Annotated in this window: 11 protein-coding genes; 6 read left to right on the top strand and 5 right to left on the bottom strand. The window is 70.8% G+C overall.

The annotated features are described in order from the left end of the window. Positions 1 to 1,227: 1,227 nt before the first annotated feature. Positions 1,228 to 1,980, bottom strand: coding sequence for an LPXTG cell wall anchor domain-containing protein (locus AB0E67_RS20740; protein WP_362028693.1), 753 nt, complete (start codon positions 1,978 to 1,980; stop codon positions 1,228 to 1,230). A gap of 233 nt (positions 1,981 to 2,213) precedes the next feature. On the opposite strand from AB0E67_RS20740, the gene AB0E67_RS20735 reads away from it, so the two are divergent. From AB0E67_RS20735 to AB0E67_RS20715, 5 genes are all read left to right on the top strand, one after another. Then, entirely contained in the window at positions 2,214 to 2,525 is a 312-nt protein-coding gene (locus AB0E67_RS20735; RefSeq protein WP_362028691.1) for a metalloregulator ArsR/SmtB family transcription factor, read from the top strand. A 94-nt stretch (positions 2,526 to 2,619) separates the two neighbouring features. Continuing rightward, entirely contained in the window at positions 2,620 to 3,849 is a 1,230-nt protein-coding gene (locus AB0E67_RS20730) for an MFS transporter (RefSeq protein ID WP_362028688.1), read from the top strand. Between the two features lie 37 nt (positions 3,850 to 3,886). Then, a complete protein-coding gene (locus AB0E67_RS20725; protein WP_362028685.1) occupies positions 3,887 to 4,498 on the top strand; it encodes a DinB family protein in 612 nt (203 codons plus the stop codon). Positions 4,499 to 4,882: 384 nt separating this feature from the next. Next, complete coding sequence (locus AB0E67_RS20720) at positions 4,883 to 5,899, top strand: hypothetical protein (protein ID WP_362028683.1); 1,017 nt, start codon at positions 4,883 to 4,885, stop codon at positions 5,897 to 5,899. A gap of 235 nt (positions 5,900 to 6,134) precedes the next feature. Next, positions 6,135 to 6,278: a hypothetical protein gene (locus tag AB0E67_RS20715; RefSeq protein ID WP_362028680.1), complete on the top strand. Its 144-nt coding sequence runs from the start codon at positions 6,135 to 6,137 to the stop codon at positions 6,276 to 6,278. 73 nt (positions 6,279 to 6,351) lie between these two features. Here the strand turns inward: AB0E67_RS20715 and AB0E67_RS20710 are convergent, their stop codons facing one another. From AB0E67_RS20710 to AB0E67_RS20700, 3 genes are all read right to left on the bottom strand, one after another. Then, entirely contained in the window at positions 6,352 to 6,915 is a 564-nt protein-coding gene (locus AB0E67_RS20710) for a hypothetical protein (protein WP_362028677.1), read from the bottom strand. Positions 6,916 to 6,945: 30 nt separating this feature from the next. Beyond that, positions 6,946 to 7,689, bottom strand: a complete 744-nt coding sequence (locus AB0E67_RS20705; protein ID WP_362028674.1) for a TetR family transcriptional regulator — start codon at positions 7,687 to 7,689, stop codon at positions 6,946 to 6,948. Positions 7,690 to 7,793: 104 nt separating this feature from the next. Further along, the gene (locus tag AB0E67_RS20700; protein WP_362028671.1) at positions 7,794 to 9,341 is read right to left on the bottom strand and encodes an MFS transporter; all 1,548 of its coding nucleotides are present in this window, start codon (positions 9,339 to 9,341) and stop codon (positions 7,794 to 7,796) included. A gap of 198 nt (positions 9,342 to 9,539) precedes the next feature. Here AB0E67_RS20700 and AB0E67_RS20695 point away from each other — a divergent pair, with 198 nt between their 5' ends. After that, the gene (locus AB0E67_RS20695) at positions 9,540 to 9,848 is read left to right on the top strand and encodes a hypothetical protein (RefSeq protein ID WP_362028668.1); all 309 of its coding nucleotides are present in this window, start codon (positions 9,540 to 9,542) and stop codon (positions 9,846 to 9,848) included. Between the two features lie 280 nt (positions 9,849 to 10,128). On the opposite strand, the gene AB0E67_RS20690 is transcribed toward AB0E67_RS20695, so the two are convergent. After that, positions 10,129 to 11,541 carry a DUF445 domain-containing protein gene (locus tag AB0E67_RS20690; RefSeq protein WP_362028665.1) on the bottom strand — a complete coding sequence of 471 codons (1,413 nt, stop codon included), beginning with the start codon at positions 11,539 to 11,541 and terminating at the stop codon, positions 10,129 to 10,131.

Genomic DNA, 11,541 nt, shown 5'->3' with positions numbered 1-11,541 from the left:
GATCTCGTGCTGCTTCAGCCAGTTCCGCAGCGTCTCGCGGGAACCGATGCCGAGCTTGTCGGTGACCGCCTGCAGAGCGGCCGTCTCGTTCGGGTGGTCGCCGCGCACCTCGGCAACCATGCGCACCGCACGACGACGGAGCTCAAGCGGGTAACGGGAAGGTCGTGCCATGACTCGATCCTTTCATGAAATCGAGTCTCCATTCGAATCGGGGCGGTTCACTCCGACTCAGCTCCATGGCTGAATGGGGCGATTGTCGTGGCTCGTAGGTTCCATGCGTGTTCCGTGGTGGTGCGTCGCGGTGACCTGGTGCACGTCCGTGGCCAGTGACTCGCGGTGCGTGGATCACGCTTGGATCGCGTCGCGACGGGTGTTGTGTCGCTGCGTTGACCTTCGAGACGGGGCGCCGATGCGGCTGCCCGTCTTCATGCGGCTGGCAGTATCGCGGTGAAAGAAACTGCCAGGTGGGTAACTGGTCGACGGTCACCGACTCCAATGTTGAGCTGCGGCGACACCTCAGGGAGCACAACATGGCGTCCCCGTGCACGAGTTGCGTACTGTTGCGTGCTCCACCGCATTACCGAGCACTCCGACACGGACACCGCGTACGAGGCCGAGTGGCTCTGGTGCGATTGGTCCGCCGAACCTTCGACAGGCTGCGCGAGTGTCGACGTCGAGTGCGTGAGCCACACTGGACGCAGTGAGCACAAGAGCTGGCGGCGCGTCCGCAAATCGTCAACCGTGGTCGTTCGGTGAGCCCCGCTGGTGGCAGGCCCGCGATGGGCTTGGTCAGCCCTCACTCGGCAGAGCCACAGGCGTTCCGTCGATCTCTGTAACCCCTTTCGGAGAGTTCCCGGCCGCCTCCCTCGGGACCATGCTCGTACACGATCAGAAGTCTGGTTCTTCCACAACGGAGCCCCGGCGCGTCCTCGCGTCGGGGCTCAGCCATGCCCGTGAAATCCATCACTGCTACACGCCAGCCGCTACTGATCACGCGCACCGGCCGACCGGACGCTCCCGCGTCACCAGGTCCGTATGGCCCGTGGTCCCAAGGACACGGGTCAGCCCACCTTCTCGAGCAGTTGAAGGCACCCATCACTCCAAGGTGCAGAGACCGATGCCGTACCCGTGGAAGACCCAAAGCCCGTGGTCAGACATGGAGCTGACCACGGGCAGAGGGTGAGAGACAGGCTCAGCGGCCACGTGGCGCGGGGCCACGCGGGTGCGTCAGTGCTGCTGGGCCTTGCGGCGGCGGATCATCAGGAAACCGCCGGCTGCGACGAGCGCGGCAGCCGCTGCGGAGAGCAGGCCGACCGGCGCGCCGGTGCCGGTCTCGGCGAGGTCGCCTTCGGCCCCGGCGGACGGGGAGGACGAGGGCTTCTCGGCCGAGCCCTCAGGGGCGGACGTGGCGGGCGACGCGGTCGGCTGCGTCGAGCCGGACGGGGCGGGCGTGGACGGGCCGGCCGGCTCGGACGGGCTCGTCGGCTCGGACGGGCCCTCGGGGCTCGGCTCGCCGGGGGTCGCCGACGGGGAGGGCGGGGTGGCGGACCCGCCGCCCCCGGGGTTCCCCTCGTCCTCGCAATCGACCCAGAAGACCTTGTGCTTGGCCTTGCCGTGCTCGCCGTCGAAGTTCCAGAACAGCTTGTAGTGGCCGTCGGGCAGGGACTGGTCCGGCGAACGGCCGTGGCCCTTGGCGTCGAGCGCCAGAGAACCGGACTTCACGATCTCACCCTTGACCTTGGCGGTGGAGGGCCAGGCTTCGATGCGCCAGCCGATGTCCTGGCCGGCGTCGAAACCGAAGGCGTCGAGGTAGAAGGCGCACGCGTGAGGCTCGTTCTTGCGGAGCTCCTCACCCGTCGCAGCATCGTGGATCTTCACGGTGCCGTTGTCGCCGGGAGCGGTGGCGTACGCCGTAGGGGCAAGCAGCAGGGCTGCCGTGGCGGCGGCCGTAAGCGTGCATGCGGAAGCAACTGTGCGCATGAGAAATCCAACGGTTGAGAGATGGCTACCGTGGGGGGACTGCGTCACCTTCCTTCGGCAACACACACCCGTCAAAGACCTTCCGACCACATCTGTCACGCAGAGTGAAACTCACCCCATAAGTTCCCCATAACGATTCAGGCCAGCCTCTGGCCGATATCGACGACTTGACTCGCCCCTACATATCGGGAAAGTTAGATGCGTACCATCTGCCACATGGAGAGGCGAACGCGATGGACCCCCTGGCCGTGCACAAGGCGCTCGCCAACCCCGCGCGACTGCAGTTCATGCGGTGGCTGAAGGAGCCGGAGAAGTACTTCGACGAGGGCTCCTACCGGCAACAGGGGCTCGGCTTCCACATCGGAGTGTGCGTGGGTGACATCCAGAAGCGCTCCGGACTGGCGCAGTCCGTCGTGTCCGGCTATCTGCAGACGCTCAAGGACGCGGGGCTGCTCGCCTCGGAGCGCATCGGCAAGTGGACGTACTACCGGCGCGACGAGGCCGCGATCGCGGAGTTCGCCGCACACGTCCGGGACACCCTGTAGGGCCCCACGCCCCTCGCTCCCGCCCCCTCGCTCCTGGCCACGGCCGCCGCACGGTCGAACATATTCACATTTCTAGATTTGATGAAGGGTTGCGATGGAGAGGACCTCCCTCACCGTCCTGGTGCTCGCCCTGGGCGTGTTCGGGATCATCACCACCGAGATGGGCATGGTCGGCGTGCTCCCCCAGGTCTCGGCCGAGCTCGGCGTCGCGCCGTCCGCGGCGGGATGGCTGGTGGGGGTGTTCGCCCTGGTCATCGCGGTGTCCGGGCCGTTCACGACGCTGCTGGCCTCCGGTGTCGACCGCAAGAAGGTGCTGGCCGCGGCGATCGCGGTGTTCGCCGTGTCGAACGCCGTCTACGCGGTCACCTCGCAGTACGAGGTGATGCTGGCCTTCCGTATCGTCCCCGCCCTCTTCCACCCGGTGTTCTTCGCCGTCGCGCTGGCCACCGCCGCGCGGATGGTGCCCGCCGAGGACGCGACCCGGGCCACGACGACCGTCTTCGGCGGGGTTACCGTCGGATTCGCCTTCGGGGTGCCGCTGAGTTCGTATCTCGCCGAGCATGTGTCCCTGGCGTCGGCGTTCTGGTTCGCTGCGCTCGTCAATCTGGCCGCCTTCCTCGGCATCCTGCGGTTCGTCCCGGCCATGCCCGTCGGCCGCCGGATGTCGTACGGGGCCCAGTTGGGCATCCTCAGGCGATCGCGTACGTGGCTGACGATCGTGTCGGTCGTTCTCGTCTTCGCGGCGATGTTCTCGGTCTACGGATACTTCGCCGAGTACCTGGGACAGGTCACGCACATGGACGGCACGTGGGTCAGCGCCATGCTGATGACGTTCGGCATCGTGATGATCGCCGGGAACTTCGCGTTCGGTGCCTTGTTGCGGCGCAGTCTCATAGGCACCGCGGTCGCCTATCCGGTGTTGTGTCTGGTCGTGTACGTGCTTCTGTACGCGGTCGGTCCATCGTTCGCGCCGATGGTGGTGGCCGTGCTCGTCTGGGGCGCGGTGCATTCGGGCGGGCTCGTGGTGAGCCAGAGCTGGCTGGGGCGCGACGCCACCGACGCCCCGGAGTTCGGCAACAGCCTCTTCATCTCGTTCTCGAACCTGGGCATCACCGTCGGCACCGCCGTCGGCGGATGGGTCATGAGCGGCTACGGAACCCGTCGGCTCACCTGGGCCGGGGCCGCGTTCGCGGTCGCCGCCGTGCTGGTCATGGGGCTGCGGCTGAGCATGGACCGGATCGGTACGCGGCGTGCCCCCGCGCTGCCCGACCCTGCCGGGCCGGTGCTCGGAGAGGTGCGCACGGCCTCCCGCGAGACCTCCTAGGGTGGGCGGCCAGGAGCCGACCGAAAGGCGATGTCTCATGGGAACGACAACGGGTGGCGAGGACGTACGCGACGGGGAGCGGGAGGACCTTCTGGCCATCGTGGCGGATCAACGCGGCAACTTCCTCTACACGCTCACGGGCATCACGGAGGAACAGGCCGCTCTCGCCACCACCGTCAGCGAGTTGACGCTCGGCGGTCTGGTCAAGCACCTCGTCGACATGCAGCGCACCTGGCTCGCGGTGATCGACGGCACGGCGCCCGCGGAGGTCGGCCAGGACGCGCTGGATCCCGACCGCAATCGCATGACCGGGAACGAGACCCTGGCCGGGCTGCTCGACGCCTTCCACGCGACGGCAGCGGAGTTCGATCGCACCCTGCGGCAGGAGCCCGATCTCGACCGGGTCCTGACGCTCCCGTCGTATCCGTGGGCGCCGGAGCCGATCACCTGGACCGTTCGGCATGTGCTGCTGCACGTCTTCCGGGAGATCGCGCACCACTGCGGGCACGCCGACATCATCCGCGAGGCGTTGGACGGTGCCAGCACCACGACGCACATGGTCGAGGCCGCCGCGCGCGGCAACCGTGCGGACGGAGACGGAGACGGAGACGGAGACGGTGCGGACGGCGGCGGAACGGGAGGCGACTGACCGCGGGCGTACCCGACAGCGGTACGCACGAGCGGTACACGCACGTGGTACGGGTTGGCAGCAGGCACCGGGGCGGGGAGTGCCCGCCCGGTACGGGCCCGGAGCGAGGCACCAAGCCCTCGCTCCGGGCCCGTACCTCTTCGCGTGACGACACGTGTGCCAGGGCCCCCGTATGTCGCTGCCTCGGGGGTCGCCATGCGGCCGAACGAGTGGCTCCTGGCCGGCTCCTGGGCGCACGGCGGTGGAATTCAGGAGACTGGCCGTCAACGCGGCGGTGGGCGCCCGACAGTTTGTACCGAACGTCGATTTCCGGCCACAACACAACGCCCCTTACGCTGCACCACATCAGTCACCAACAGTCGGCCGGGAGAGAAGGGCGACAACATGACCCCCGAGACCAGCACACTTGGCACCATCGATGCCACAACTTCCCTGTTGCAGGCGGAACTTCCCCGTCTGGAGCAGCACCAGCAGAACCTGCAGAACGAACTCGCCGCCGTCACCGAGCGGCTGGAGTCGGTGCGCACCGCACTGACGGCGCTGCGCGCGCTGTCCTCCACCGCCCTCCCGTCTTCGGACGCGGCGCCGCGGGCGATCGAGGCCACGACCGCCTCGGAGCAGAAGGATGCCGAAGCCGCGAACGTCGCCGAGGTCGGTGCGACCGACGGGGCCGACGAGGCACCGGCGAGTGCTGCCGCTCCGCTGATTCCGCAGCAGGCGCAGGAGTCCGTCGACGCCGTCGCCCCTGCACAGGCCCCGCAGGATCCTCAGGACTCGCAGGAGTCGCAGGAGTCGCAGGCGCAGGCGGAGGTTCCGGAGGAGGAGCGTACGGAAGCCGAGCCGGAGCAGGAGGCGGCTCCGGCTGCCGCACCCGCGCGACGCACCGCCCGTAAGGCGGCCGCGGCCAAGGGTCGCAAGCAGGCGGCGGCCAAGCCGAAGAACGAGCGCGCGCAGACGGCCGAGAAGGCCACCGGTTCCAGGGCCGCGGGTTCCAAGGCCGCCAAGTCGGCCTCCGCGGCCAAGACGGTCGGAGCGAGCAAGGCGACGGCTTCCGCCAAGGTTTCCGCCTCCGCCAAGGGTTCTGCCTCCGCCAAGGGCTCCGTTGCCGCCAAGGCGGCGAAGGACACCAAGGACGCCAAGCCGACGAGGGCCAAGGTGTCGAAGAAGACCGCGGCTCCCGCGCCGGCCGCCGACGACAACGGCAGCCTCACCGAGATGGCCATCAAGGTGCTGGCCGCGTTCGGCGACACCCCCGTCCGCGCTCGCGAGGTCACGAAGGCCCTGGGGCGTGAACTCACCCCCGGCAGCATCAACACCGTGCGCAGCACCCTCGACCGGCTCGTCGCCACCTCTCGCGCCCACCGCGCCGGCCGGGGTCTCTACCAGGCTCCCGCCAACTGAGCAGTCGGCTGGTCCACCAACCGGTTCTTCTCCCGCGCCTTCGGAAATCCGGGAACCTCAAAAGCCCGGAAGCCCGGAAGCCCGGAAGCCCGGAAGCCCCGGGAGAACCCTGCACCGCGCTCGCCCTCGTCACGCCGTTCTCCGGATCCGTGCCGAGGGCGAGCGCGGTGTGTGACGTTGTGGCAGTACGTGGCACGGTGGAAAGCCCTGGACGCCCCGCAGCAGCCGTGAGTCCATGGTCCGTGGTCGTCGTGGTCGTGGCTGGTTGTTCGCACTGCTCGGCCGCTTCCTGCACACCACGGACACCCTGGTCAAGATGTTGCTGCTACCGGTGTGCGACATCGCCGTGGGCTGCGCAGTGAGCCTCGCGCGCGGGTAGTTGGAGCCGACTCCTCGGGGCCGGGTAAGGGCCGGGGCCGGGCCGGGCGCCGCCGACGGATGCCGGGGTGGTGTCAGCGGTAGTCCTCCGGGTGGCCCTGCATCCAGGTGTTGATGCGGCCGCGGGTGCCGAGCAGTTCGGAGCGGTGCTTCTCCAGGTTCTCCGTGGAGGCGTCGCCCTTCAGCGTGCCGCGCAGGGCATCGATCCACGCCAGTGGTTCCTTGAAGTGGCCTGGGCCCTTCGAGTCCGCCTTCATCGCCCTGTCCAAGCGCGCGAGTTCGTCGTTGGCGCGGCCCAGGAAGTGGGCACAGCCCGACGATCCGGGCGTGCAGGTGTCGTTCAGCGTGGCCTGGAGGCCCGCGAAGGCGTCGCGTACCGCCTCCGGCCTGTTCCCTGCGGCCCCGGCCGCGTCGGCGGACCCCGGACCCGCCCCGCCCACGGCGTCGTTCGACGGTTCGGCGTCGTCGGCCGTGCCTCCCGCCACCGCGGCGCTCGCGGACGGTGACGCGGCGGCGACGTCGTCCCTCGGCTCCCGCGAAGTCCGCGTCCCGGCGCAGCCGGTCAGGAATGCCCCGAGCAGCACGGCGGTGACGGCCACCGTGGCGGCACGGCCACGAGCACGCGTACGGATGAACATGAGGCCCCCTCATCCGGTTGTCCGGGGACCCTACCGTCCCGGGCCCGTGCCGTCGGCCGCTCGTCCCGTGATGAGCGCCTGGAGCGCGGGCGCGTACAGGTCCGCGATGTGCTCGGACGTGGCACGGGCGCCCGCGCCCTCGCGGTGGAGGCTGAGGGTGGCGCCGAGGCCGAGGAGGTGGCCGGCGATCAGTTCGGCGCGCAGCGCGGCCTCGGGGCCGTGGAGACGGGCGGTCAGTGCGTCGGTGACCTGTTCGTGGAAACGGTCGCGGAGCAAGGAGCGTTCGTCGCGGTTGCCGAGCGAGAAGACGACGCGCAGCAGGGGGTCGGACTGCCTCTCCCGGCGGCAACTCACCAGCGTCAGCACCATGTGGCGGCCCAGCGTGCCGAGCGGCGCGGCGAGGAGTTCCGCCGCCGCGGGGCCGAAGTCGGCGACGGTGTTGAAGAGTTCTTCCTTGCGGCCGAAGTGCTTCACGACCAGGGACGGACTCACCCCGGCGTCGGCGGCGATCCCCCTGATGGTGACATCGGCGTACGGGCGTTGGGTGAACGCCCGGCGGGCGGCACGCAGGATCGCGTCCCGTCCGGTGCCCGGATCGACGGAGGACGTGCCGGAGGCATTAAGAGCCGTGCCCGGATCGGTGGAGGACGAACCGGAGGCCCTGAGAGCCGTGTCCGGGTCGGCGGAGGACGTACCAGGGCCCGTGGGAGCCGCACCCGGATCGGCGGGCGTCGTGCCCGGATCGGCCGCGCCCACGACCGGCTCCGATTCCAACCCCGACTCCGGCCCCGGAGCCGGAGCCGATTCCGGCTCCGTGCAAGGCCCCTGCCCCGGTCCCGGGCCGGGGGCCTGGGACGGTGCGGTGGCCTGGCCGCTGGTCATGCGTTCTCCTGGATCTCCTCGGCCTCACGGACCTCACGGACCTCACGGGCCTCGTGGACCGGCGCCGACCGCATGCCCTCCGTACGGGCCGCCGGGGTGTCGCCGCTCTCCTCGACCGTACCCGCCGCGGGTGCACGGCCGCCCGGCAGGCACAGGGTGACCAGCAGTGCCGCGAGCGCCGCCCCCGCCGCGATGAGGAAGACGAGCTGGTACGCGTGGAGCGTCGGGGCCGCCCGGCCGCCCACCCGGAACGTGAGACCGGAGAGGACCGCGGCCACCGTCGCGCTGCAGCATGCCTGCCCGATCGACCGCATCAGGGTGTTGAGTCCATTGGCCGCGCCCGTCTCGCTCACCGGGACACCACGCATGACCAGCGCGGGCAGTGCCGAGTACGCGAGGGCCGTGCCCGAGGCGACGACCGTCGCCCCGGCGATGATCAGCCAGAGGCTGTGGCTGGTGAAGTACCGCACCACGTAACCGGCCGCGATCACCCCGCCCGCCAGGGCCAGGCTGACCTTCGGTCCGTACTTCCTGGAGATCCGGGCCGAGACCGGCGAGAGCGCCACCATCATCACGCCGCCCGGCAGCAGGCAGAGCCCGCTGACGACGAGCGAGGCGCCGAGCCCGTAGCCCGTCTCCTTCGGCTCCTGCACCATCTGGGCGGTGACCAGGGAGTTCGCGTAGAAGGCGAAGCCGATCAACAGGGCCGCGACGTTGGTGAACAGAACGGCCGGACGGGCGGACACCCGCAGGTCGACCATCGGTGTCGGGACGCGCAGCTCGTACCGGCCCCACGCCAGGGCCACCACGACGGCGGCCGTCAGCAGACCGACGGTCCGGGCCGAGGTCCAGCCCCAGTCGGCGCCCTGGGTGACGGCGAGCAGCAGACAGACCAGGGCGGCGGACAGGCCCAGGCCGCCGATGGCGTCGAACCGGCCGCGGGTGCGGAGCGGGGACTCCGGCACGTAACGGAGCACCAGCAGGATGTCGATGACGCCGATGGCCCCCGAGACCCAGAACATCGTGTGCCAGTCGAAGTTCTCGACGACCAGCGCGGCGACCGGCAGCCCGACCGCCGCGCCGATGCCGAGCGTCGAACTCATCAGCGCCACCGCGGACAGCACCCGCTCGGGCGGGAGTTCGTCGCGCAGGATGCTGATGCCCAGCGGGGCGACGGCGAGCGCCGCACCCTGCAGCGCGCGGCCGGCGATCAGTACGCCGATGTGGGAACTGACCGCGCACAGCACCGAACCCAGCACCAGGACCATGAGAGAGGCGACGAGCACCCGCCGCTTGCCGTACATGTCGCCGACCCGGCCCAGGACGGGGGTGAAGACGGCACCGGTCAGCAGCGTGACGGTGACCAGCCAGCTCGCGGCGGCCGGCGTGGCGCCGGTGAGCTCGGGGATGTGCGGCAGCAGCGGTACGACGATCGTCTGCATGACCGCGACCACGACACCGCAGAAGGCCAGCACGCCGACGGCGAACCGGGGATGCGGGGCGGCGACGGCGGGCGGGGTCGGGGCGGGTATGTCCGCGGGCATGGTTCTCCGTACGGTGCGTCGGCGGCGGCATGGCTTCGGGCGGAGCCCAGCGCGAGGATGACGAGGTGCACACTTGTTCACCCTCAGGGTAAACGCCTGTGCACCCCCTCGGCGACCGGATCTCCTCGGACCGCGTTAGCCTCGAAGTCCCGGGCCGACGGCCCGGACGACACGGATGAGAAGGCGAAGGTGGCTGCGATGGCGAAGGTTCCGGCAGCGGCGGTGGCGGCGAGCGGGCTGATCGGCGGGTACGCGGTCGCACGGTGGACCAAGAAGCGTCCGCTGGGCGGGGCCGCGCTCGCCGCCGCGGGCAGCGTCGCCGCGTACGAGTGGAACCGGCAGGCCGGGCCGCGCGCGGCCGCCGGACTGACCGCCGCCTACGTCGCCGCGTTCGCCGGCTCGCACCCGCTGGCCAAGAAGATCGGCGCCTGGCCGTCCGTCTTCGCGGTGGCGGGCGGCATGGCCGCGGCGTCGTGGGCGGTCACTCGCTGCCGCTGCTCCGGCTGAAACCGCCCGGAAGCGACGCGGCCCGGGCGGTCCGCGGGCGGTACGGGTCCGCCGGAATCAAGCGGTACGGCCCGGCCGCCCGATCGGTACGCCCCGGGCCGCCGAAGCGGTACACCCCAGGGGGCAGGCATCGCCGGGCCGCTTCAGCAGCCCCGCCCCGGCCCGCCTGGGGCCGACCGGCGCACCCGGCCCGCCCGTCGTACACCCCCGGGACCGCATCCCGCGCCCCGTCGTGATCCGCCGTCGCCGACCACCGACCGCAGCCCGGGACGCCGCCGGGCTATGCCCCCAGCACCCGCGTCACCGTATGGATCAGCAGCCCCGCCAGCGCACCCACCACCGTGCCGTTGATGCGGATGAACTGCAGGTCACGGCCGATGTGCGCCTCGATCTTCTTCGACGTCTGCTCCGCGTCCCAGCTCGCGACCGTGTCACTGATCAGTGAGGTGATCTCCGCGCGGTACGTCGTCACCACATAGACCGCCGCGTCCTCCAGCCAGCCCTCCAGCTTGGCCTGCATCCGCCCGTCCGTCGCCAGCCGCGCGCCGAACGTCAGCAGCGAGGCCCGCGCCCGCAGCCGCAGTTCGCTCTGCTCGTCGTCCGCCGCAGTGATGATCATCGCGCGGACCGACGCCCAGGCCGACGCGATGACCTCCTGCACCTCGCTGCGCCCCAGGATCTCCGACTTCAGCCGCTCCACCCGCGCCCGGGTTTCCGAGTCCGTCCGGAGGTCGGCCGCGAAGTCGGTGAGGAAGGTGTCGATCGAGGCGCGCGCCGGATGCCCCGGCATGTCCCGCATCTCCGTGACGAAACGCAGCAGCTCCTTGTAGACGCGCTCCCCCACCCGCTTGTCGACGAAACGCGGGGTCCAGCCCGGCGCCCCGCCCTGCACCGCCTCCATCACCGAGTCGCCGTGCAGCACCAGCCAGTCGTGGGCCCGTACACAGATCAGGTCCACCACTCGGCGATGACCGCCGTCGGCGACGACCTTCTCCAGCATCTTGCCGAGCCCGGGCGCGATCTCCGCCGCGTTCGCCCGCCGGGTGATCGCCTCGCCCACCACGGCCTGCACATCGGAGTCGCGCAGCACCGTCAGCGCACCGCGAAGCGCGGTCGCCAGCTCGGCGGTGACCCGGTCGGCGTGGGCGGGCTCGGCCAGCCAGGAGCCGAGCCGGCCGCCGATACCGAGAGCGTGTATACGGCTGCGCACCACGTCGCCGGAGAGGAAGTTCTCGCCGACGAAGGACCCCAGGGACTGCCCGAGCTGGTCCTTCTTGGTGGGAATGATCGCGGTGTGCGGGATCGGCAGGCCCATCGGACGCTTGAACAACGCCGTCACGGCGAACCAGTCGGCCAGCGCGCCCACCATCCCCGCCTCGGCGGCCGCGGCGACATAGCCCGGCCAGCCGCTCACCCCCGCGCGCTCCGCCCAGGTGGCGAGCACGTACACCAGCGCGACCAGCAGCAGGAGGCCCGTGGCCGTGGCCTTCATCCGGCGCACACCGCGCCGCTTCTCCTCGTCGGCCGCGGTGTACGCGAACGAGGCGAGCGGGGCCGGTCGGCCGCCCGGTCCGGGACGGGCGGCGCCCGTCACCCGCTCCGGGGCACGCCCCGGACGCCCCGCGCCCCGTTCCCCGGGGCCGCCGGCCCCTCCCGTCCCGTCCGCCCCGCCGGTTCCGTCGGTCCGTTCCAT

This window comes from Streptomyces sp. NPDC032161 (genome assembly GCF_040636995.1).
Lineage (GTDB): Bacteria > Actinomycetota > Actinomycetes > Streptomycetales > Streptomycetaceae > Streptomyces.
The sequence above is the reverse complement of the archived record's forward strand: the minus strand, read 5'-3'. Positions and strand labels throughout refer to the sequence as shown.

Coding starts and splice junctions, on each gene's coding strand:
- AB0E67_RS20740 (WP_362028693.1), bottom strand. CDS start 1,980: ATGCGCACAGTTGCTTCCGCATGCACGCTTACGGCCGCCGCCACGGCA.
- AB0E67_RS20735 (WP_362028691.1), top strand. CDS start 2,214: ATGGACCCCCTGGCCGTGCACAAGGCGCTCGCCAACCCCGCGCGACTG.
- AB0E67_RS20730 (WP_362028688.1), top strand. CDS start 2,620: ATGGAGAGGACCTCCCTCACCGTCCTGGTGCTCGCCCTGGGCGTGTTC.
- AB0E67_RS20725 (WP_362028685.1), top strand. CDS start 3,887: ATGGGAACGACAACGGGTGGCGAGGACGTACGCGACGGGGAGCGGGAG.
- AB0E67_RS20720 (WP_362028683.1), top strand. CDS start 4,883: ATGACCCCCGAGACCAGCACACTTGGCACCATCGATGCCACAACTTCC.
- AB0E67_RS20715 (WP_362028680.1), top strand. CDS start 6,135: ATGGTCCGTGGTCGTCGTGGTCGTGGCTGGTTGTTCGCACTGCTCGGC.
- AB0E67_RS20710 (WP_362028677.1), bottom strand. CDS start 6,915: ATGTTCATCCGTACGCGTGCTCGTGGCCGTGCCGCCACGGTGGCCGTC.
- AB0E67_RS20700 (WP_362028671.1), bottom strand. CDS start 9,341: ATGCCCGCGGACATACCCGCCCCGACCCCGCCCGCCGTCGCCGCCCCG.
- AB0E67_RS20695 (WP_362028668.1), top strand. CDS start 9,540: ATGGCGAAGGTTCCGGCAGCGGCGGTGGCGGCGAGCGGGCTGATCGGC.
- AB0E67_RS20690 (WP_362028665.1), bottom strand. CDS start 11,541: ATGGAACGGACCGACGGAACCGGCGGGGCGGACGGGACGGGAGGGGCC.